Source organism: Streptomyces sp. NPDC058637 (genome assembly GCF_042717325.1).
Taxonomy (GTDB): domain Bacteria; phylum Actinomycetota; class Actinomycetes; order Streptomycetales; family Streptomycetaceae; genus Streptomyces.
Genome location: NZ_JBHXRD010000040.1, coordinates 46,292 through 67,960 on the forward strand (window position 1 = coordinate 46,292; position 21,669 = coordinate 67,960).

The following is a 21,669-nucleotide window of genomic DNA, read 5'->3' on the forward strand; positions in this document are numbered from 1 at the left end:
GACTTCCGGCTCCCGCCGGACCGGTTCAGGACCCGGCAGGGCTCTTGCCGCCCAGCGCCCAGGCCTCGACATCGCGGTAACGGATCGGCCCACTGCTCCGGCCGGCGTTGCTGGCGACCAGGTGCAGACGTTCGGCAGACCACCGGCTGCCCCTGAACCCCGCGATCCTCCCGGCGATCTCCGCCGCCGAGGCCCGGTCGCCCCGACGGGCACGGGCCAGGGTCAGATGGGGGCGAAGAGGCCGTTCCTCGAACGCGACACCGCAGTCCCTGACCGCGCTGCGCACATCGGCCGCGAGCAGGTGCAGTGCGTCGAGGTCTCCGTCGACCCCGGTCCACAGCACCCGGTCCTCGAAGTCCCCGCCGCCGCGCAGCGCCAGACACAGAGGCCGGCGGCCGGCCGCGAGACCGGCGAGCGGCCCGCGCAGGAGCGGAACGGTCCCGGCCGGCAGCTCCCCGAGGAACGCCAGGGTGATGTGCCAGTCCTCGATGCGGTTCCACCGCATGTCAGGGTGCGTGCCGTAGGCGGGGCGCAGCTCCCGGGCGAGTTCCTCCTTCGCGTGGTCGGGCGGGGCGAGGGCGATGAACACACGGACGGTCGCGGGCGGGGCGGGTTGTTCGTTCACACCAGCCTTCGTACCGCATCCGGTGACAGGGGCGACGGCCGGGCTGCCCGGAAGGGAGAACACCCGAACACCCGCCGGGCACCGCGCAGGCCCGGGCCCCCTTGGGCCGTAGGGCCGGTTCACCGCCCCTGCCCGGACAGCCCCTGCCCCGCCCTCACACCTCCTGCCGCGCCCCTGCCCGTACGGACCGGCCGGCCGCCGCCGCGACGCAGGGCGACGCTCTGCCCGCCGCCCGCCAAGGGCACGTCCCCCCGGCGGCACAGACCGTCACCCGGACCCGTCACCCGGACCCGACGCTGGGGCCCGAACCCCGGACCCGACGCTGGGGCCCGACAACTGAACCCCGAACCCCGGCCCTCGCACCCGTGCCCGCGCTGCTCACCGGGCGGGGCCCGCCACGCGCAGCCACTCCACGGCTTCGCGTACGACTTCCTGCGGCCGGGCCGCCCACCTGAAGTGGTCGCTCCGCGCGAGACCCAGACGCTCGGCGGGAATCCTGCACTCGGTCACGCGGGCCGAGCGGAGCTCGGCGACAAGGTGCGAGGCACAGGCACCGGGAACGTACCGGTCCCCCGGAAAGGTGATGAAGAGCGCCGGCACACAGGACCGTGCCAGGGCCGCCTCGTAGTCGACGCCGCTCCCCAGGACCCGGTAACGGCCCGTCAGCCCTTCATGCCCCCAGTCCCGCACGAGCCGCCTCGCCTCCCGCCCCGCGAACGGGAACCAGCCCGGCAGATACCCCCACAGCAGAGTCGTCGCGAGGATCAGCCGCAGCCCCAGGAACCGGCCGGCCGCGCCGATACCGGCACCTCGCGGAACCACGACGAACCACTCGCCGCGGTGTCGGACCGTGTGGCTCACCCGGTCCGACACCGCGGCGAACAGCAGCCCGAGCTGTCCGCCCAGGCTGTGCCCGGCCAGGACGATCCGGTCGGTCCCGAACTCCTCGCAGACCGAGTCGACGACGCCGGGGAGCTCGGTCTCCAGGAGGTCGGCGTAACCGAAGGGGAGACCTTGCGGGAGGCCCGGACCGAACTGCGCCCGGTCCCGCGGTGGTCGGCGAGGACCGCGTGACACCCGCTGAGGACCAGGGTGCGGGCGAGCGTGCGGTAGTAGTCGCTGCGTACGCCCATCGCGGGCAGGCACAGCACGACCGGGGCGCCGGGCGATACGGTGCGGTGCACCTGGAGGCCGGTCGTGCTGCCGTCCGGGAAGGTGACCCGGAGGAGGTCCGGCGTGGGGCCGCTGTCCGTCACTGCGCCTGCTCCCTCTCGTCCGGCCGGTGACCCGTCCCTGCCGCACAAGTCCCGACGCCCGCCCGCCCGGCCCTGCCCGCCGTCGGCCGCAGGGGGACAGGGGGAGACAGGACTGACGCGTCCCGCCACCGACCCCGGCCACCCCGGCCCCTTTCGGGGCCCAGCACGGACGGTGTCCGCAACAGCCTTGCAGACACCGCCCCGCGAACAGGGGAACTGCCCGCGGGAACGGATGGTCGGCGCCGCAGCGCACCTTGCCATGCCCCAGAGGAGCACAGCAGGGCCCTGCCGTTCAGCCTGCGGTGCCTGCGGTGCCTGCGGTGCGTGCGGTGTCACGGAGTCGAGTACGTGAGCAGAGGTAGAAGAGTTCGGGATCGTTCTCGTCGAGGCCGTGGAGCAGACCGACAGGGTCCCAGCCGGCGTGTTGCAGCAGCAGCTGCATGGGGTGGTTCGAGACGTTGGCCGAGGTGAACAGTTTCGCAGTGGTGCACGCGCTCTCCGTGGCCTTGAGGAGACGTGCTCCCACTCCTCGTCGGCGGGTACCTGGGGCGACCATCAGCATGGTGACGAAGCCCTGTTCGAAGAAGTTGTACTCCAGCACGCTGTAACCCAACGGCCCGGAAGCGTCCTGAGCCATGAGGACCAGTCCGTGTTCGCACCAGCGCCGGATGCTGTCCCGTCGTGCCTGGTCGCCTGCCGCCGCGAGGGAATCGGTCTGGGCCAGAGCGGCCCAGTCCGATCTGCCCGCGCGGCCCACTCGGAGCCCACTGAGGTTCTCGGCATCGACGGGGTGCATCGTGGCAGCGTACGGGTGGTGGTTGGTGCTCTCCTACCGGATTCGGCGGGGCCTGGTTCCCCACCCCGTGGTGTGCGGGGCGGCTGTATGCCTCGCCGGGGCGAGGTCACGTCCCCCCTCGTGCCGGGTGGCGGGGCAGCGGTTTTCCCGGAGCCGAGGGGGCGGCCGAGGCCGAGCCGGGAAGGTACCGGTGCACCGGCCGCAAGCCGGCCCGCATGCGCAGGTTCCTTAAACTCCCGGCGCCCGCGGGGTGTCGGCCTGTCCGGGGCCGGTGAAGGCGCCCCGCTGCCGCAGGGGCCTTCGCCACCCGGGCCCGTCAGGAACTCCCTCGCCTCACCGGCCGGCACGGTGAAATCCGGCGGTAAGAAGCCCCCCACGCCTCAAGGCCGGTGCCGCCTGCTCGCCGGCGAAGACCCCGGCCCGGCCCTGCGCTGACTCTCACGCCCTGCACCCCTCGCCCACCCCGCCGCCTATCCTGGACACGGTGCTCCCACCGGGGGACGCGCTCACCCCGCAACAACCGTCCCCCGAAACGGGCAGGACCACGGAAAAGAAAGGGGTCAGCGGTCATGAGAACGCTGCTGAACGAGAGCGACCTCTGCCACGAGAACGCAGTGGTCTGACCGGAAGGCACCCTGAACATGACCGAGCACCATGACCGCTGGGCGGAACTCACCGGCGGACAAGCCGGAGAACAATACGCCCAGCGTTTCGCGCAGCTCGCCGCATCGGGCCACGACATCCACGGCGAGGCCACCTTCTGTACCGCATTGCTGGAACCCGCCGCCCGGGTACTCGACGCCGGCTGCGGCACCGGCCGGATCGCGATCCGGCTCGCCGGGCTGGGCCACCACTGCACCGGCGTGGACGTCGACCCCTCCATGCTCGCCGTCGCCCGCCGGGATGCCCCCACACAGGAGTGGCTCCTGGGTGACCTGGCCCACCTGGACGCCCTCGGCCTGCATCCCGGCTTCGACCTGGTGCTCGCCGCCGGAAACGTCATCCCCCTGCTGGCCCCCGGCACCGAAGCGGCCGTCGTGCGGCAGCTGGCCGCCGCACTGCGTCCCGGCGGACTGCTCGTCACCGGCATGGGACTGGACGCGGCACATCTGCCGCTGCCGGAACCCACGGTGACCCTCACGGAGTTCGACCACTGGTGCACCCGGGCCGGACTGACCTTGCGGCAGCGCTACGCCACCTGGAACGGCGACCCCTATGACGAAGGCTGCGGCTACGCCGTCAGCGTGCATCACCGCCCCGCAACGTGAGATCCCGCCCTCTCCGCCCTCTCCGCGCGGTCTCCGTCTCGTAGCGGATGCTCTTTCCCGCCAGGCGGTATCCGGGACCGAGCCGGGGCTCGGCGGCCCCTACGACCCACGGGCGGGCGGACTTGGCTGCGCCGCCCCCACCGAGGTGCGCCGGTGCGCGCCTTGCCCGGCGGCCACTTCTGCCTCGCGCCCAGGCCCGGTGAGGCCGTCGCCGCCGTCCTGCGCCGCAGGGGCCGCCCCTCGCCGGCCGGCACCGGCTCGCGCGTTCCCCTTCCGTCCTCCCTGGCTGCCCGGCCGGTGCTGTCTGCCGGGACCGGACCAGGAGCAGGTCCAGGTGGTCCAGGTGGTCCGCGCCCTGCGGGGACAGCTCACCGCGACGGTCCACCACGGCCAGGACGACCGCCCGGCGGCGGAGCTGCTGCCGGTGCTGGAGGGCACCGCAGGCCGTGTCCTGCTCGACGGCCGGCCCACCGGGGCGCAGGCCGGCCGAGCGACGATGCCCGGCGGGCCCTTCCCCCCACCTCCGACGGGCGCATCACCTGGGTGGGCACCCTGGCGGGGCGCAGGTTCCTGTGCCCCGCCACGGTGCCGGAATCCGCCCGCCGGACTCCCGCCGCCGGAGCTCCGGGACCCCAACCCCTACGGCCTGCCGGCACCCTGACACCGCCGCGCCTGGCCGAAGGGGCCCGTGCACGAGCACTCGTCCAGCGGCCGGGGGGCCTACGAGGCGCCGTCGAGCACCTCACGCAGCCGGTGCCCGAACTCATCCGGCTTCCCCGGATAGCCGAACTCCCCGTCGAGGAACCCGCCGTGATGACTGGGAAACACGCTCACCCGCCCATCGAGCAGTTCGGCGGCCGCGACGGAGGTACGCCCGGTCTGCACGTTCCTGGACTCCTCGCCCAGGGCGATCACCACCCGGGTCGCAGCGGCGGCGATCGCGTCGACGTCCGGCCGATAGCCGCTGACCGCCCATGACCGGTCGGACAGCAGCGGATCATCGCGCGAGCCGTCATCCTCGGTGGGCATCCCGAACGCGGCGGGATCGGCCTGCGGCTGTGCGAAGTACGCGTCGGTGAACTCGCCCTCCCACGAGGTCATGGCCACGAACGCGGCCATCCCGGCCCCCCACCCCCGCTTCTCGTACGCCTCCCGGACACCGGCCCGCGCCCGCACGGCCGCCGGGCCGTCCGGTGTCAGGGTGATGAGCGGCGGCTCGTGGGCGACCAGGGTGGTCACATCATCGGGATACCTCGCCACGACCGCGAGCGCGGTGACCGCGCCGCCACTGCTCGCGAACATCTCAACCGGCCCGGCCCCCAGCGCCCCGATGACGGCGTGTACGTCATCGGCCTGAATCTCCGGCGTGTGGTCGACCCGCCCGTCCTTACGGACACTGCGGCCGAGCCCGCGCGGGTCATAGGTGACAACGGTCCGCTCCGGGAAGCGCGCCGCGAGCGCGGCGAAACCAGTAGCGTCCATGGGCTGCCCGATCATGAGCAGCGGCGGGCGCCCGTCATCGGTCGGCAACGGCCCGCGAACGTCGTAGACGAGGTCCGCCCCAGCATTCTCAAGTGTGTAGGTCTCCATACCCGTGAAGACCTGCCGCGCCCCGGAAACTCATCGGCACGGACACGATCGGCTGCGTGCCGCTGGAGCCGCCCGCCGCGGCGGGCCCGCTCGCGGCCGCCGCCCTCGCCGACGCCCGGGACACCTTTCGCCAACTGACGTACGCGGCAACCGGCACGCATTCTCACGGGCCTGGAACCTTTGCCGCAAAAAGGTGGGCCCCTCTTGCGTGCCGTGAACCGGCCGGGAGTTGATGGCCGCGTGGGACCTGGTTCAACCCGTACGGAGATACACCTGAAGTCCTGGCGTTCCCGTATCGCCGTCGCTGCCGCGGTTGGCAGGGAAGCTTTCACCATCCCGCTGACCGCGGGATCGGCGTCCGCCGCCATCACCGACCCCGACGGCTCCAGTGCGATCGGCGGGTCCAGGAGTCACCGCACCTGCCAGATGGAGGGGAAGGAGCTCCTCGCCGAGGGGCGCTACAGGGAGTTCCGGTGCCGTTGGAACGACCCGTTCCGGGAGCTGCGGGCACGCTGAGTGGTCCTCACCCGATGAACGCGCTGCTCGGCAAGGAAGCGCCGTCGGCGGGCTGCGCGACCGACGACGGACCCTGACCGCCCCACAAGGCGGGGCACCGGTCGGTGCCCGAGTTCGCCGGACCGCCTGGCAGGTGCTCCGACCCTCCTCAGGCGGCACCCGCCCAGGAGTGCGAAGCCCCGCAGGCCCAGCTGTGGAAGGCGCCGTACGGTGCGCACGGAGCCGCGCCGACCGGTACGCGCCCTGTATACGCCGGGCTCGGCCGGCCGGGACCGAACACACCGAGGACTCCTGCGTGTCCACCCCTGACCGTTTCCCGGCGCCTCCCCCCGAGGGCCCGGGTGACGACGAAGTCCCCGGCTGGCGTACGAGCGCGGCCGGGGGCTTCCCCACGACCTGCTCCAGGCCGGTCGCCGGCGGCAGCGGGCCGGGACGCGCCCACAGGGACGGTCCGCAATGCCCACGACCCCGGAACCACGCAGGGTCACGGGCAGGAGGAGGGGGAGCCGTCACGCGGGACGCCCTCCGGGGGACCGGCGTCCACGGCAGCGTGATGTTCTGCCGCATAGGGTGGCCATGTGCCTGGCCGGTCCGTATGAGGGCTTCCGGCGGCGAACGGATGAGGCTGCGATGAGTGAACCGACCAAGCCCGAGATCGACGTTCCGGAGGGTGACGCTCCCACCGAGCTGACGATCCGCGACCTCGTCGTCGGGGACGGGCTCGAGGCGAAGCCGGGCAGGGTCGTCCGGGTGCACTACGTCGGGGTCACCTTCGAGTCCGGCAAGGTGTTCGACACTTCCTGGGACCGGGGCCAGACGTTCAAGTTCGCCGTGGGCGGCGGCAAGGTCATCAAGGGCTGGGACCGCGGGGTCAGAGGGATGAAGGCCGGCGGCCGGCGCGAGATCATCGTTCCCCCGCGCCTCGGCTACGGCAACCAGTCACCCTCGCCGTCGATCCCGGCGGGCTCGACACTCGTCTTCGTCGTGGACCTGCTCTCCGTCGCTCTCTGAGGCCTTCCCCAGTCGGCCGGCACCGCCCGGAACCACGGCCGGCCAACCCCTCCTGGCCGGCCGCGACACCACACCCGCGCCCCCTTCACCCGTAGCCACGGGCACGGGCACACGCCGGCAGCAACACGCATCGGGCGCCCGTGACCAACCAACGGCAGACACCCGGACCCAGCCCGGGCCACCGCCCCGGCGCCCGGGGTGCCGGGACGGTGAACCCCGCGAAACGGATCATCCGCGCGGCGGGCTCACACCCCCACTTCACGTGGCCGCCGGGCCCCCGGTCGCAGCCGCAACTCCTCGTCCGCCCCCGGCCGACACTCCCAGCCGCCCTCCCAAACCGACGATGCGGTGCGATGGAACGGGTGGCCACCGACCCCGGCAGCCCGGCCGGCTCGTAGCTCACCTCGCCGTAGCCTCCGCGCATGACTGGTGATCCGTTGCGGTGCCGCTGGGTCATCCTCGGCCATGACTGCGGGACCCGAGACGAAGCGGACCGCGCGGACCTGACGATCGGCGAGATGTGCAGCAGCTGCCGTGCGCCGGTCGCTCACAGGCCATGAACCCATGGTGCGGTGGCTGACACAGCGGGCAGGGCCGGCCCGTCCTGCTACCGCTGGTACGTCGCGGGCTGCGCCCCGTGCGGTGGGCCGTGGCGGGCGGTATGGGTACCGGGCGCCTTGTTCACCCGCATCGCGCCGGGCGGCCACCGGTTCGGTGAGGGGCCGGCGGCTGGATGCCCGGGCCGGCTGTGGGGTGGCGCCGACCGCATGGTTCCCCGGCGTGGCGTGCGGACGCGGGCCACGGCCGCACCCGTGTGGCCGTGGGACTGGAACCGGGGCTGAGCAGCGACGATCCCGAGACGGGCGCCATGAACCACCGAAGGGAACATGTGTTCTATTTACGCTAAGCTGGTTCCCGTGTCCGTTCATCTCCAGGGTTCCCTGTTCGATCAGGCCGACCACCCGCACCTGGGCCGGCTCACCGGGCTGCGCAGAACAGTCCTCGGCGACGGGGCGTGGATCGACCTGCTGCCGGGCTGGCTGAACGGCGCCGACGCGCTCTTCGCCGCGCTCGCCGCAGAGGTGCCCTGGCGGGCGGAGCGGCGGCAGATGTACGACCGGACCGTCGACGTGCCACGGCTGCTCGCCTTCTACCGAGCCGGGAACACACTGCCGAGCCCCGTTCTGGACGAGGCCCGCGACGCACTCAGCGCCCACTACGGCGACGAGCTGGGGGAACCCTTCACCACAGCAGGACTCTGCTACTACCGGGACGGCCGCGACAGCGTCGCCTGGCACGGCGACCTGACCGGACGCGGCTCCCACCAGGACACGATGGTGGCGATCCTCTCCCTGGGCGCCCCCCGCGATCTGCTCCTGCGGCCGTGCCGCGGGGGCGACACCGTGCGCAGGCCTCTGGGCCACGGCGACCTGATCGTCATGGGCGGATCGTGCCAGCGCACCTGGCAGCACGCGATCCCCAAGACCGCCCACACCCGGGGGCCGCGGATCAGTGTCCAGTACCGCCCCCACGGGGTGCGCTGACGCGAGCGCGAAGCCCCCCGGGGAAGGACGGCGATGACCTACCGGCAGACCGGATACGGCACCATCGCCGGATCTGCCGGGCCGGGGGCGGTCCCGGGCGACCAGCCGGGACTCGATGTCGCGCGGGGCCGAGACCGCGGCGTCGATCTCGCCGGAACGGTCACGGCCTCCTCGCGGAGGCGGCTGCAGACCGCACGCAGCCGCTGCGGGTTCTCCCGCGCCTTCGCGGTCTCCCGGAAGAAGACCGGTGTTGACGACTGTGCCGACCGCGCGGCCCCCTCGCGCACCGGCTGCCCGGCCACCCACCTCGCAGCAGTGACCGAAGATCCCAGCTCCGGCACCCCGGGCAGCGACCAGCGCACGGACGATGCCCCACAGCACCGCCTTCGACGCCGGACCTCCCGGCCGCCGCCCCTGCGGGCCCGCGCACCCGCCCGTCACCGAGGAGCGGCAAGACCCACGAGCCGGAGGACTTCCGGGCACCGCCCCGACCCCGTGAACGACCGGCGCGCCCGGCGCGAGTCACCGCCCCCTCCCCACCCGAAAAGGGGGAACGGACGGGCCCGGGGTGTCCACACGCAGACACGGCTCCCGCCGCCACCGCCCCTCCCCCCGCACAAAGCTCAGCAGGTCCGGAACACGTACTCCTTCTCACCCGCGGGAAGCACATCGAGATCTCGCAGCACGAGCGAGACCCTGTCACCCCAGGCGGAACAGCTCTCCTCGAAGCCCACCTCGCCCTCGCCCTCGTACTCGATGGCGAAGACACGGTCGTCGTACGCGTCCGCGTACGCGTCGCACTCGTCGAACTGGGCGCATTCCTCCGTCACCGCGAAGTCGAAGCCGATCGCGGCGCGCCGGTCGAGCAGGTCGGTGGTGTTCTTCTGCCCGATCGCCAGGCCGGCGCTGTGCGCCCGCGCGGCCAGCACCTTGGCGAAGGCGGCGTTGTCATCCTGCGTCAGCTTGCCCTTCGACCGTTCGAAGGAGTCGAGATTGTCAGGCTCCACCGCCTGGAAGCCGCTCTCCGCGCAGCCGTCGATCCAGTCCCCGACGATCTGCGCGAGCCGGGCGCGCCTGACGGCCGTCGAGGTGTCCAGAAGCACCTCGTCCCAGCCCTCGTCGATGACCAGCTCCCCCTCACCGTCCCGCAGCAGGAGGTCCGGGTGGGTGCCCTGCCACCACCCCAGTGCGCCGGGCTGGGTCTGGAAGGCGTTGACGTAACAGACGTTGTACCGGCCGGGGGCGGGCTCGTCCTCGCGGTCACGGGACACCGCCCGCACCCCGTCGGGCGGCGTGTAGCCGCCGCCGATCTGATAGTCGAACCTCATACCGGCCGTCGGCAGGAGGACACCGGCGGCCTTCGTCCGCTGCGCGGACCCGGCGCCGCCGGACGCCGCGCCGTCGACGGCGCAGCCGGCGACCACGCCCGCCCCGAGGACGGAGGCGAGACCCGCTGCCACGCCGGCGACCGCGCGCTTGCGGCGAAAGAGCGAGGAAGGGGCGCGGCCGGCCACACGTATCTCCAGGTGTCGGGATCCGGAATGTTGATCACCGCCCATCCTCTGTCACCGCTCCGGAGGCCGGCTGACCGGGGCGGCAGATCACCACAACCCCCCGGCATGCTCCGTGGCCCTGGCGCCCGGGACCGCACGCACCATCCCGTGGCGTCGGGCAGGGCGCCGCCTTGCGGCCGGCTGTCACGCGTCGCCCACAGCCACTGACCGCGAGTATCTGCCGCAGAAGCTGGGCTCCGGTTCGGGTATGACGGGCGGGGCCGTCCCCCCACCTGGCATGAGGCCAGGGTGGGACCCGACGCGACCCGGTTCAGGGGGGTTTCAGGATCATCCCGCGGTGCCGGGTCGTCGAGCGGACCTTCGGCCGGCTCATGCGGCACCGCCGCCTCAGCCGCGACTACGAGGCCGTTCGCAGCGCTCGGGAGTCATGATCCGCATCGCGATGATCGACCTCATGAGCGGACGGCTCACACCGTCCTCGCCGAACTGGCGCGACTCCCGAGCACGTGGTGCCGCATTACCGCCGGCCCGGCCCCGCGTCGAGGAGGAGGTTCAGCGCGTGTACGGGAGGATCTCGCGCAGGACGTCGGCCGGTTCGCCGCTCGCAGCCCGGCCGGCCACGAGGTGGCGCCTCTCCGATCTCGACATCGATGCCAAGACGGGCGCCGTCATCGATGGCCTTGGGGCGGCATCCGGCTCAGGCCGTTTCGCGGCGCCCTGCGCCCACCCACACCGCTCGAGACGCCCCTGCCCGCCGCCCCCGCGGTCACCGCGGGGACGGACAGGCTCGGACCCGGGGCCCGCGCAGGCACGTCAGATCTGGACGACGGCCTCGGCACGTATCCAGCCCCGGTTGTCGGCTGCTGCGTCGGTGGTGACCAGAACGTAGCTGTACTCGTTGTAGCCGGCGCCCTCGCAGGTCGAGGCGCCGACGATGTCACCGGCGTGCTTGGTCTTGACGACCACGCTGTTCGGGTTCGGGTTCTCGTACACACCGACGGTCGGCCACAGGACCTTGTACTGGCATCCGAACGGGGCGGAAGCACCGGCCGAGGGACCGACGGCGAGGACACCGGCGCACCCGAGCGCGGCGGCCACAACGATGTTGGCGGGACGGGTCATGCGCATGGCGGTGATGCCTTCCAGGAGCCGACGATCTGTCAGCCCACACCATCGCAGGACCGTCACGGGATTGTCGCGCGCCCTCACACGTCTTCACGGCTGCACACCGGCCCCTGGGCGAACCTTCTCCGCCCGAAGCTGCCCGAGGACCTGGCCCGGAGCGCAGGCCCTCACCTTCCGGGCCCCGCCCGGCATCGCCGCCATCACGGGCTGGGCCCGGAAAGGACACCCCCGCGCCCTCCCGGAGACGTACCGCGATCCCGGCCTCCAGCAGGAGGACGAGCGGATCCAGGAGGGGCGGTCCCGTACCGCGCCGGACCACGGCCGAGGCCGGTCCGGGATGCCGCCGCTGCCGCGAAAGGGGCACAGCAGTCACCACACCTACCGCTCGCTTCTGCTGACGCCACCTCACCGCTCGACCGCCGTTCACCGAGCTGCTCCGGGCCCGCCAGGAAGCCGACCGGGAACGCGACCGCCTCCAGGTCCCGGCCACCACCCCGCAGAAGACCCTCCTGCCACCACCCTCGCCGGACGTTCCCGGCCTCGACGTCTCCGCGTACCACCACCTCGCCTTTGCCGACGAGGTGTATGCGTCGTGCCGCGGCCGAGCGTCCGAAAGGATGAATCGACCACCGAACCTGGCGTGCCCCCAGGGCGGAGGCCGCACTCTGCGGAGAGGGACGACCGGTGCCGCACCCACCATGGGGTGCGCGGCGGCGGGCGAGGGGGAGTGGCAGTGGAATCAGCCAAGGGCGGGCCGCGGGTCCCGTGGCGGGCCTGGGCGCGCTACCGGTTCGACCGCACGCTGGCCCGTTCCACCGGCACCCTGATGGGCTGGCTGGTGATCACCTGCCTGGCCGTCGTCCTCCCGGTCAGCCTGCTGCTGGTGTGGACGGATCCCGGATCGCCCACGTCCCTCTCGGGGCGGCTGATCGCGACATGGCGGATCAGCGCGGAGACGTTGCGCCTGGGCGCGGCCACCGGTACGCCGTTTCGCCTGGTGCTCTCCGCGGTGCTCGGGCTGGTCGCACTGCTCTGTGTGTCGACCCTCGTCGGGGTGATCACGACCGGACTGGCCGAGCGAATGGCGGAGCTGAGCAGGGGGCGGTCCACGGTCCTGGAACAGGGGCACGTCCTGGTGCTCGGCTGGTCGGACCAGGTGACCACCGTGGTCGGCGAGCTGGTCGCCGCCCGGGCCCCGCGGCGGCCGAGCGCCATCGTGCTGCTCGCCGACCGGGACAAGGCCGAGATGGAGGAGGCGCTGACCGGGCGGCCCGGCCCGGCCGCCCGCGCCCGGATCATCTGCCGCAGTGGTCCCGCCAGTGACCCGGACGTTCTCGCACTCGTCAGCCCGCGGTCGGCGAGCACCGTGGTGGTGCTGCCGTCGGCGGAAGCGAGGGCCGACGCCGAGGTGCTGCGCATCCTGCTGGCCCTGCGGGCGGTCCTCGGCGAGGACACGGACGGGCCACCGGTGCTCGCCGCGGTCCGGGACGACCGGTACCGGGCCCCGGCCCGGCTGGCCGCAGGTCCCCGCGGCACCGTCCTGGAGACCGACACGGTCACCGCCCGGCTGATCGCACAGTGCGTCGGCCGCCCCGGCCTCTCCCTCGTCCTGCGTGACCTTCTCGACTTCGCGGGCGACGAGTTCCATCTCGCCGACACCACCGCGTTCCACCACGGCCCCTTCGGAGCGACCCTGCTGAGCCACCCGAACTCCTGCGTGGTGGGGCTGCTCACACCTGAGGGACGTACGCTGCTGAACCCGCCCGCCGACACCACGGTCCTGCCCGGAAGCCGCCTGATCGTGCTCGCCCGCGATGACGACAGCACCCGCGTCGAGGACTGCGGGCACCTCGTCGACGCCTCCGCGATCGCCGCTGCCCGGCCCGAGCCGGCCGGCCCCTCCCGGCTGCTGCTGCTCGGCTGGAACCGCCGGGCCCCCCTGGTCCTGGAGCAGTTACGGAGCACGGCCCGCCCCGGCTCCGTCGTGGACGTGGTCGCCGACAGTGCCGTACCCGGACCGAGAGAGCCGCAGGACGGGGAGCCGGCCGGGCCGGACGTGCGGTTCCGGTCGGCGCCCCTGTCACGGCCCGAGATCCTCCTCGGCCTCGACCTCGATCCGTACGACGGAGTGGTCGTCCTGGGCCCGGACCGGGGCGACGGCCCTGACCACCCGGACGACTGGACCCTGGTCACCCTGCTGGCCGTGCGACTGCTGGAACAGCGAACGGGACGCGAGACGCGTGTCGTCACCGAGCTCGTCGATGACCGCAACCGGCCCCTGGCACCCGTGAACAGCGGTTCCGATGTCATCGTCAGCGGGATGCTGGTCGGCCTCCTCATGGCTCAGATCGCCCAGAACCGGCATCTGGCTCCCGTCTTCGAGGAATTGTTCTCCGCGGAGGGCAACACCGTCTGTCTGCGGCCCGCCGGTGCGTACATCCGCCCGGGCACCGAGGCTACGTTCGCCGGCGTCGTCGCCGCAGCGCGCGACCGGGGCGAATGCGCGATCGGCTACCGCCGGCAGGACGTCGCCCGCACCGGACCTGGGGACCACGGCATCAGACTCAACCCGCCGAAGGGCGAGCGGCGCGTCTGGCACGCCGAGGACCAGGTGGTGGTGGTCGCGACGGAGCACCACCATCTGCCCCCGGCCGCCGCCGGAACGGACGAATCCGCCACCGCGGGCGCTGGAGGCTAACGGCTGTCCCGTCATCCCACGTGCCCGACGCTGCTGGCCCCCTCCGGAGGTACCGCCGTCCGCGGTCCGTCATCAACTCCTGTTCCCTGGAACGGCGCTGAGCCCCCCGTTCCACCGACCGCACCGCAGAGGTGTCCTGGAGCACGGAGATCTTGGACAGCGAAGTGGCCACAGGCCATGACGGCGGGTGTCGGGGCGGAGGCCGGGTATCGCTCCCGCGAGCGCGTCCAGGGCAATTACGGGGGACCGGTGGGCAGAGCGAGCCGGGCTACCCCGGCTGGAGAGTGCGTGTCCGTGGTGGCCGATCGCGGTGCGGAGGGTACGGAGTCGTTCGCTGAGTCCGGCTCCGGGCCCGGCGGGCAGCACCCTGGCGAGGTCGTGGAGGGCGGGTGCGGGCGGTGGAGCGGAGCCCGGCGGCGGGAACGTGATCCAGGACGTGCAGGGCACGTCGGACAACGCCCCGGGGGGAACCGACCGCTGCGGCCTGGGCGAGGACAGGGGTGGCCGCCGTCCAGCCACCCGTGCCATCCGGGCACGGTGCTGCGGATGCTTCGGCGCAGGTTCGGGTTCGCCGAACCCGAACCTGCCCGGTCGCGTACCAGGCCGGGCCCGTCGGGCGTTCACCCCTCGGCGTGAACGGGGAAGGCAGCAGCGAGCCGTCCAGCTCCACCCACTCCTTGCCGATCCTCACGCGGGACAGATCGACGTGGGACAGGTCCACCAGCCACGAACCGGGCAGCTTCGGGTCGAAGGCGGGGCCTTGACGTGTGTCGGTTCACCGAGGCCGACGTTCAGCCCGTTCGCGCCGGCGGCGAAGGCCGTGTTCACGTCCAGGCCGACCAGATGGCGCAGGGTGCACTCCGCATCGGTCATCGGCCGCGCCCAGTGGTAAGCCTCCTCGAACAGCTTCTCCGCAGGTCCCCGCAGGTCCCCGCAGGTGGAAGCGCGGCAGATCCAGCGTGTTGAGCACCGGGTGCCGGACTCCCAGCCGGACACCGTGGCCCGGCGCACCTTCAACGCGGTGGCCACTTCGTCGATCGTCAGGCCGTGCGCGGCACGAAGCCGCTTGCGGCGCGGGACGCGAGCAGTGCGTCGACCGCGTCGAACAACTCGGACATGGAACACCTCCTGACCAACACCCTACCCACGAAGCGCACTTTGCGCGCATGTTTGCCGTACGGTATGCGTACATTGTGCGTCCGGGGATGCCGCGTAGGGCGTTCTACCCGGATTCCCGGCTGGCTCTCGTGCACGCCCGTAGCGGCAGGGGCTCAGTACGGTGCCGACCATGGCGAACAGCGCGAAAGGCAGGCAGGCCCGCTGAACGGGCACTGCGGCCGACGATGTGGGTCTACGCGGCCGTGAGCATCCCGCGACGGCCCGACCGTCCTTGGACAACGAAATCGGTCGGCCGACGCGCGCCGGACTGCGCCGACTGACCTGATTGGCACAGCATGTGATGCCGGCTCTGTCCGTCGACACCGTGGCCCTGGGGGAACGCCTGCTATGTGTTGCCGACCGCTGGCGGCAGCAGCGGCCCGGTCGTTGCCGACCCACGCCGGCGCCAGTACGCGTACGTCAGGATGCCGAGCATCGGGCCCCACAGGACCAGGGGGACGTAGGAGGCGTAGAAGTAGACGGTTTCCCAGCCACCGGCCTTGCTCGGGAAGTCGGCCGGCAGCGGATCGCCATTGGTCTTGGACTGGGTGACCGTGGTGACGGTCGCGATGACTGTAAAGACCAGGGTCAGGATCGTCGCCCCGATCGTGGCCGGCACGACCGCGGCGGCTATCGGTACCCGCCGCCCACGCAGCCACGGCATCCAGCGCGGGAACACCTCGCCCCAGCGGGCGACCAGCCCAACGGCCGTGAACGCGAGGACCTCGGAGAGGAGGGTGAGGAAGACGATGTAGCCGTTCATCGCCCAGTCCTCGATGGCCCCGCCCCGTTTGTCCTCAGTGAACAGCACCCCCAGGCGCCAGATTCCGGCCGGGAGCACCACCAGCGGCACGGTGTAGGCGACCCGACGGGCCCAGCGCGGCACCCCTGCGGCGGGCTCGTGAGCCGCACGCCACGCCCGCCGCAGGCGGCCCTCTCCGCGTGGCGCGTATGCCGGTTCTTCGTTTGTCATGGTCGGCTGCCCATGGACATCTGCGCTCCTTACGCCCGCGGTCCGGACCGGCCCGCGCTCCGATACTCGCAGCCGACGAGGCCGGTCAGGATCCTTCCGCGTACTGAACCGCCTCCGCCGGGCGGGTGAGAGCGACTCCGGCTGCTCCACCCAGGGGGTGACGGAACGTCAGAAGGTGACGCGCCCCGTACACCTAGGTTCACTGGCAAGGAAGCTGGAGCGACCGGGGTCGGTGTCGAATGCACGGATTGAATGTCACAGGACACCGACGGATGGGGGGCGCGCTTACGTCTCCGCTTTCCGTTCCGCTGCCTGGCGTACATGATTCCGCCCGCCCCCTGCATAAGCACAGGTCAGGCACGGGATTTCGTGTGGTGAGTGCTCAGACTTCCCCTTGCTCTCCTGGCCTGCCCTGCTGCGGTGGCTGGTAGTGGGGGCGGTCCCGGGGAAGCGGCGGCGCTGCGCCGGCCTTTCTTCTCCGGCCCGACGCGGGGCGCCGGGCGGTTGGCTTCGCACGCGAGACCTGGAGTCACGGCGTGGCCCTGTCGCTTGATCGGCGTCGATGAGTTCGGAAGTCAGTCACGACCCGTGGGGCGGCTCGGGGGCCACCGCGGCGAAGGCCCTGAGTTGCCCCCGTCGCCGTTCCTCCTCCACGATGCGGTCGCGTAGTACGGCTTGGTCGATGTACGGGGCCACGGCGGCGAGGACCGGGCGCTGCGGTTCGGTCGGGTCGAGCGCCTCGACCTCCCAACGGAACCTGCGGCCCCGGGCTCGACGAGAGCTGTCCAGGGGCGGTTTTTCTGATCAGTAGGTCGTGGTTTGGCCTGGGCTGATCAGTTTGTTTTCTGGTGGTGGTAGCACTTTAAGCCCTGGTGCGACGACTGGGTGCCAGGGGAGATGAGCGCGTGGGCTGCGTGCGGACAGGAAAGAACTTCAGGGGCGGACACCGCTCGAAGGGCACTTCGGCGGCCGCCGAGGACCACGGCGAACACTCCGTCGTGCCCCCCCGCAGCCATGAACCGCACGTCCACGGCCCCGACATCGACCGGCCCCGCTCCTGTCGCATCCCACGCCACGCTTCGCACACAGGGCCAAACGCTTATCAGCTCAGCCGGTAATGGGCATAACAAGCCAACCGGCCGCGCCAGCCGCAGGCCCGTCCGCCGGCTTTGCCCGGGCGTCCGTGACCACGCGGGCGCGCGACCGCCATCAGCCGTGTTCGGGATCTGCGGCCCAGGCGTAGCCGAACTCGACGAACGCTGCTCGCTGCTGAGCATCCAGGCGGTCACGTCTGGCCTTGTGGTTGCTCAGAAACACACCCAGCCTGATCAGCGAACCGTCCGGCAGCTCTTCAACGTGCGCCCTTCCGACAACAGTTCTTCCTTCCCGCGCAATGTACTGAGCCAGGGCTGCCAGACCGCGCTGGAAGGCTGACGCCGTCCCAGCGCCCTCGGCTGCTGGGACGGGGGCGGGTCGTTCGGCGGGCTCCACGCCCAGCTTGGTCAGTCGTTCCTGCTGCTCGGTCGACAGGTGTGCCCAGGTGCCCGGGTTCTTCTGCCGCTGTAGCCAGCGTCCGATGTCGTCGCCCTCGAAGACGACACCTGGTTCGATGGCCGGCAGGTGGCCGTCGGCGTCGACGAGGTCGGCGAGGACGCGGTAGTGCCGCTGCCAGTCCAGTGGCCACGCGCAGTCCCAGTCCTCATCGACCGCCGCCAGCTGCTGCGCGCGCTCCTCAGCCCGGTCCGGGTCCTTGCCGAGGCCGCCCTTGCGGCGGAGGTTGGCGAGGTGCTGCCCGATGGGCACCATCGCCTCGCCCTCGCCCCACACCGCGTCCTGACGCGGCGCGAGGTGCCCGGTGGCTCGCCGGTAGGACCGCAGGGCGGCCAGCTTGTTCTCCCACGCTTCCTCGCCCGGCTCCCACACCATCCCGGCCTCGGGTGCGTCCAGCAGGGTCTTGCGCCGCTCCTCAAGCTCACCCGTCCGCAGGGATTTCCGCTGCTGATGGACCCATCGGCCAAGCGGGAAGTCCTTCGTGACCCCCACTTCGACCTCGGCGTCGTAGGGCACGGCGTGCACTCCGGTGATCTCGTTCTCCGCTCGCCAGCGGATCAGGGCCTGGTAGCCCTCCAGCCACACCAGCGATTCCGGCCGGTAGACCCGGGTCCGCAGGAACGCCGCGATGGTCGCCGCGTCGCGTGGGCTGGAGAAGCGGAGGAGGGCGTCTTCGGCGGCGGCCTGGGTGTCGTCGTCCTCCTGGTCCTGGCCGTCGCCCGTGCCGCCGGCCCCGACGATCTGCCCGTCCTCGTCACGCCGAACGTGGACCTTACGCTTGCCGCTCGTGAGCGCACGGGAAGCGAGCTGCTCAACAAGTCGATCATCATGCGAGCGGAGGCCTTGGAGGACGGCTACCAGGGGGCGGAAGCTGGCGCTGGCGACCATGTCGGTGGGGTCCTCGTTCGGCTCCAGGAACACCGGCACGATGATTCTGGCGACCTTGGTGGAGCTGTCCTTGTTGAGCCGCAGCGCCCGGCCGATGTTCTGCACGATTTCCACCTGCGAGCCGCGGGTGTCCGCGAAGCAGATCGAGTCGACGCCCCGCTCGCCGGTGATGTCGACGCCCTCCCCGAGCACGCGAACCGAGGCGAGGAAGGCGCGGTGCACCCGGCGCCCGGCCGCGTCGATGCCGTTGGCGAACTGCCGCAGGACCTCGCGCCGCTCGGCTACGAGGTGGTCGCCGCACAGCCACGCCGACCACACCCGGTCCGGCGGGACGTGACGGCCGGCCTCCAGCTCGTAGAACTCCGCGTCGATGGAGGACTTCGGCAGCTTGTCGGCGGCGGCCAGATCGGCGTCGGAGGCGTCGTTCAGGTACAGCTCGGCAGCGGTCTCGGGCAACTTGTCCGCGAACGCACGGGCCTCTTCGACCTTCTGGTGGAACGTCATGACCGTGCGCAGGTTGTACGCTGCGGCGTGCTCCAGGAGCGCGGTCTGCAGGAGCGCCAGGCGCCGGCCGCGCCGGGCTTCCTCGGACTCCCCGAGGACGGGCGAGGGGTCGCGGATCTCCAGGACGTCGATTTCGAACCCGGCGAGGATCTCCCGCTCGATGGCCTCGCTCAGCCCGAGCTCCGCGAGCCACGCGCCGTACGTGCCCTCCGAATCGTCGGCCATGCTCGCGATCTCCGCCTCCTGGCCGCCGGCGCCCCGCTGCGGGCTGGCCGCGGCGAGGATGCGCGGGGTCGCGGTGAGGTAGAGCCGGAAGTCCGCCGGGATCCGCTGGTTGTCGTGGATCGCAGCCCACGGACGGCCAAGATCACCAGCGGTTCCGTGCGCCTCATCCACGATCGCGAGGTCGAACCGGTCCATCTGCTGCCCGTAGAGCCGCTCCCCGCCCGCCAGAGCGGCCTCCAGCGGTCCGCGAACCTTCCGCTGGCCCACGGGAGCGTTGATGTCCTCGCGGTCCACGAGAGAGGCGTACGTGGCGAACACGACGACCGGCCCGTGCCCGGCCCACAGGGCGAGCTGGATCGGGTTCGTGGTGGTCCGCACCCCCAGCTCGTTCAGCACCGCGTCGTTCTCCAGCGAGCACACTGCGACCATCGGCGCCCGGTGGCCCACCGCCCGCCACGCCTGGGCGGTCTGCGCGAGCAGATCCAGGGTCGGCACCGTGACGAGGATCCGGCCGTCCGCGAAGCTCTCCAGCGCGCACGCGGCGGCTGTGATCGTCTTGCCCGATCCGGTCGCTGACACGAGTGTGCCACGGGCACCCTGCGGGGGCACGGATGACCTTGCAGGGAATCCCACCCACTTCCTAAACGCGGAGCGCTGATCTACCTGGTGTTCCTTGAGCCGGATCGCTGACATTCTGTTCCTCCCCGAGCGCTGAATTCGTGTGGTGTTTCAGAGGGCCGCGTGCGGAATGCAGGCCGCGCCCGAGTCGTTCCAGATCGACGCATCCGTCGTGTGCCGGCCGCCGGGCTTTCCGGCCTTGAAGGGCAGCTTGTTGTCCGGGTCGTAGCGACCGGCATCGAACGTGCAGACGACGTAGTCTCCGTCGCTGTCGACCGTCCGCGCCGTGCACAGACCGCCGGCCTCACCCAGCGCCTCCAGGACCTGGCGGCGCACCGTGGTATGCGGGTACGTGGCCGGCAGCACGGCTTCCCGGACGTACCTCTCCAGCCGCACCAGGTCGGCCCGCTCACGCCGCCTCACGTCCGCGATGTGTACGGCCAGTTCAGAGGCCCCTGCCGACCGGCCGCCGCGCCGGGACCACTCCCGGTCCGCGATGCCCACCAGGGCCGCGCCCACGGTCCTCACCCCGTCGTCCCAGCCGTCCTCGAACACCGGGCCGCGCGAACGCGGCGCCATGCCGTCCAGCTCCACCACCTGGCACTGCGCCCCGGCCTCCAGCGCGACCACCAGTCGTCCGCCTCGCTCACGGGCATTCCCTGCGCCTTCAGGAGCGCGAACTCCGGATCCGGGCGTTGTCGCCCGCCGTCTGATACTGGCTCACCCGGCGCACAGAATCAACACTCAGCGCGAGATCGGGTCCAGTCATCTGCGGTAGTTCCTCTCGGAATTCCTGTGCCCTCAGATGATTCATGGGTATCCGCTATTTCCACCAATTTTACATGCTGCATCAAACTGAGCACGCGATACGCTGTGCTGACACGAACGAGCGACCGCAGTTCTCGCCGCCGTCCGGCCCCCGACCGTTCGGTGCCAGCCTGCGATCATCCGCCAGTCGACGCCCCGTCGGACGGAAGGGGCCGCCGCTCGCCGCCGAAGGCTACTGTCCATGAGCCGACGTACTCATGCACCAGCCTGCTCGCAGGGCAGAGTGACCCTTGTCGTGACAGCTGTTCAGGGAGGGTATGCGTGATGCGTGCAAGAAATCTGTCGATACGGGCGCTGCTGGCGGCCAGCGTGATGGTCGCGGCCGGTGCCGGGCCGGCAACGGCGGCTGGTCTTCTTCCTCATCCGGGCCCAGAGGGCCTGGTGTGGGTGGAGGAGGAGACTGGTGACGGGGGTGTGGCTTCGGGTGGGGCGTGGGACGGCCTGCCCACAGTGTTGACGGTGGCGTGCGAGGGAGGGGGTGCCGTGGACGTGACGATGGAGTCACAGGGGTACCAGGTCGCCGACTTCACCGTGGGCTGTCCCGCCGGCACCCCGGGCACAGGTTCGGCGGTCATGGACGCGGGAGTGGTGCGGTCCGGCTCGTTCACTATCAGCGTCGACGCCTCCGACGACAGCATCCGCTGGGCTTTGACGGTAACCCGGCCCGAGTAGCCCCGGCTTATTGCCAGCCGGGCCCGCGCCAGCGGGCCTCAAGGCCCTGGAGGCGCAGCCGGAAAGGCCGTTGGGCGGGGGAGCGCAGCGGACCCGCCCAACCCCGGACTGGAGCGCAGCGGAAGGCCGTTCAAGCCGTGCACAGCACGGTCCGGTCAGGGAGCGCAGCGAACGGACCGTCACCTCCAAAGCGCAGCACCGGAGGTGAGTGACCCGCGCAGCGGGTCACCAGCGCTCCCGCGGAGCGGGACGCAACCACCGCGCGCAGCGCGGTGGTTCGCTTGCACATCGCGCAGCGATGTGGTACCC

General features: G+C 71.7%; 15 protein-coding genes and 3 pseudogenes. 7 read left to right on the forward strand and 11 right to left on the reverse strand.

The window, feature by feature from the left end:
- Positions 1-25: 25 nt before the first annotated feature.
- From thpR to ACFWVP_RS30440, 3 genes are all read right to left on the reverse strand, one after another.
- Positions 26-625: an RNA 2',3'-cyclic phosphodiesterase gene (thpR, locus tag ACFWVP_RS30430; RefSeq protein ID WP_384501193.1), complete on the reverse strand. Its 600-nt coding sequence runs from the start codon at positions 623-625 to the stop codon at positions 26-28.
- Between the two features lie 378 nt (positions 626-1,003).
- Positions 1,004-1,702: an alpha/beta fold hydrolase gene (locus tag ACFWVP_RS30435; protein WP_384501194.1), complete on the reverse strand. Its 699-nt coding sequence runs from the start codon at positions 1,700-1,702 to the stop codon at positions 1,004-1,006.
- 471 nt (positions 1,703-2,173) lie between these two features.
- Positions 2,174-2,677, reverse strand: coding sequence for a GNAT family N-acetyltransferase (locus ACFWVP_RS30440; protein ID WP_384501195.1), 504 nt, complete (start codon positions 2,675-2,677; stop codon positions 2,174-2,176).
- Positions 2,678-3,318: 641 nt separating this feature from the next.
- Between ACFWVP_RS30440 and ACFWVP_RS30445 the strand changes: the two genes are divergently transcribed.
- On the forward strand, positions 3,319-3,945 hold the full coding sequence (locus ACFWVP_RS30445; protein WP_384501196.1) for a class I SAM-dependent methyltransferase: 627 nt from the start codon (positions 3,319-3,321) through the stop codon (positions 3,943-3,945).
- A 720-nt stretch (positions 3,946-4,665) separates the two neighbouring features.
- On the opposite strand, the gene ACFWVP_RS30450 is transcribed toward ACFWVP_RS30445, so the two are convergent.
- Positions 4,666-5,535, reverse strand: a complete 870-nt coding sequence (locus ACFWVP_RS30450) for an alpha/beta fold hydrolase (protein ID WP_384501197.1) — start codon at positions 5,533-5,535, stop codon at positions 4,666-4,668.
- A gap of 240 nt (positions 5,536-5,775) precedes the next feature.
- Here ACFWVP_RS30450 and ACFWVP_RS30455 point away from each other — a divergent pair, with 240 nt between their 5' ends.
- From ACFWVP_RS30455 to ACFWVP_RS30465, 3 genes are all read left to right on the forward strand, one after another.
- Positions 5,776-6,051, forward strand: coding sequence for a hypothetical protein (locus tag ACFWVP_RS30455; RefSeq protein ID WP_384501198.1), 276 nt, complete (start codon positions 5,776-5,778; stop codon positions 6,049-6,051).
- A gap of 630 nt (positions 6,052-6,681) precedes the next feature.
- Complete coding sequence (locus tag ACFWVP_RS30460) at positions 6,682-7,062, forward strand: FKBP-type peptidyl-prolyl cis-trans isomerase (RefSeq protein ID WP_384501199.1); 381 nt, start codon at positions 6,682-6,684, stop codon at positions 7,060-7,062.
- Positions 7,063-7,979: 917 nt separating this feature from the next.
- The gene (locus ACFWVP_RS30465) at positions 7,980-8,606 is read left to right on the forward strand and encodes an alpha-ketoglutarate-dependent dioxygenase AlkB (protein WP_384501200.1); all 627 of its coding nucleotides are present in this window, start codon (positions 7,980-7,982) and stop codon (positions 8,604-8,606) included.
- Positions 8,607-9,229: 623 nt separating this feature from the next.
- On the opposite strand, the gene ACFWVP_RS30470 is transcribed toward ACFWVP_RS30465, so the two are convergent.
- Positions 9,230-10,120 (reverse strand): endo alpha-1,4 polygalactosaminidase, encoded by an 891-nt coding sequence (locus ACFWVP_RS30470; RefSeq protein WP_384501201.1) that lies wholly within the window; start codon positions 10,118-10,120, stop codon positions 9,230-9,232.
- Positions 10,121-10,413: 293 nt separating this feature from the next.
- Here ACFWVP_RS30470 and ACFWVP_RS30475 point away from each other — a divergent pair.
- Positions 10,414-10,619, forward strand: a pseudogene (locus tag ACFWVP_RS30475) (IS5/IS1182 family transposase); the annotation flags it as partial.
- A 314-nt stretch (positions 10,620-10,933) separates the two neighbouring features.
- Here the strand turns inward: ACFWVP_RS30475 and ACFWVP_RS30480 are convergent.
- A complete protein-coding gene (locus ACFWVP_RS30480; protein WP_384501202.1) occupies positions 10,934-11,248 on the reverse strand; it encodes a glycosyltransferase in 315 nt (104 codons plus the stop codon).
- A gap of 730 nt (positions 11,249-11,978) precedes the next feature.
- On the opposite strand from ACFWVP_RS30480, the gene ACFWVP_RS30485 reads away from it, so the two are divergent.
- Entirely contained in the window at positions 11,979-13,943 is a 1,965-nt protein-coding gene (locus ACFWVP_RS30485; RefSeq protein ID WP_384501203.1) for an NAD-binding lipoprotein, read from the forward strand.
- A gap of 580 nt (positions 13,944-14,523) precedes the next feature.
- On the opposite strand, the pseudogene ACFWVP_RS30490 reads toward ACFWVP_RS30485, so the two are convergent.
- The 5 genes and pseudogenes from ACFWVP_RS30490 to ACFWVP_RS30510 form a co-directional block, all read right to left on the reverse strand.
- Positions 14,524-14,919, reverse strand: a pseudogene (locus ACFWVP_RS30490) (transcriptional regulator); the annotation flags it as partial.
- A gap of 38 nt (positions 14,920-14,957) precedes the next feature.
- Positions 14,958-15,068: pseudogene (locus tag ACFWVP_RS30495) on the reverse strand (hypothetical protein); the annotation flags it as partial.
- A 379-nt stretch (positions 15,069-15,447) separates the two neighbouring features.
- Positions 15,448-15,987 carry a hypothetical protein gene (locus ACFWVP_RS30500; RefSeq protein WP_384501213.1) on the reverse strand — a complete coding sequence of 180 codons (540 nt, stop codon included), beginning with the start codon at positions 15,985-15,987 and terminating at the stop codon, positions 15,448-15,450.
- Positions 15,988-17,283: 1,296 nt separating this feature from the next.
- Positions 17,284-19,935 carry a Helicase associated domain protein gene (locus ACFWVP_RS30505; protein WP_384501204.1) on the reverse strand — a complete coding sequence of 884 codons (2,652 nt, stop codon included), beginning with the start codon at positions 19,933-19,935 and terminating at the stop codon, positions 17,284-17,286.
- A 36-nt stretch (positions 19,936-19,971) separates the two neighbouring features.
- Positions 19,972-20,490, reverse strand: a complete 519-nt coding sequence (locus ACFWVP_RS30510) for a hypothetical protein (RefSeq protein ID WP_384501205.1) — start codon at positions 20,488-20,490, stop codon at positions 19,972-19,974.
- 681 nt (positions 20,491-21,171) lie between these two features.
- Here ACFWVP_RS30510 and ACFWVP_RS30515 point away from each other — a divergent pair.
- Entirely contained in the window at positions 21,172-21,360 is a 189-nt protein-coding gene (locus tag ACFWVP_RS30515; protein ID WP_384501206.1) for a hypothetical protein, read from the forward strand.
- Positions 21,361-21,669: the final 309 nt, after the last annotated feature.

Excerpts from the sequence above, each read along its gene's own strand:
- ACFWVP_RS30440 (WP_384501195.1), bottom strand. The coding sequence starts at position 2,677 with ATGCACCCCGTCGATGCCGAGAACCTCAGTGGGCTCCGAGTGGGCCGC.
- ACFWVP_RS30445 (WP_384501196.1), top strand. The coding sequence starts at position 3,319 with ATGACCGAGCACCATGACCGCTGGGCGGAACTCACCGGCGGACAAGCC.
- ACFWVP_RS30450 (WP_384501197.1), bottom strand. The coding sequence starts at position 5,535 with ATGGAGACCTACACACTTGAGAATGCTGGGGCGGACCTCGTCTACGAC.
- ACFWVP_RS30460 (WP_384501199.1), top strand. The coding sequence starts at position 6,682 with ATGAGTGAACCGACCAAGCCCGAGATCGACGTTCCGGAGGGTGACGCT.
- ACFWVP_RS30480 (WP_384501202.1), bottom strand. The coding sequence starts at position 11,248 with ATGCGCATGACCCGTCCCGCCAACATCGTTGTGGCCGCCGCGCTCGGG.
- ACFWVP_RS30505 (WP_384501204.1), bottom strand. The coding sequence starts at position 19,935 with ATGTCAGCGATCCGGCTCAAGGAACACCAGGTAGATCAGCGCTCCGCG.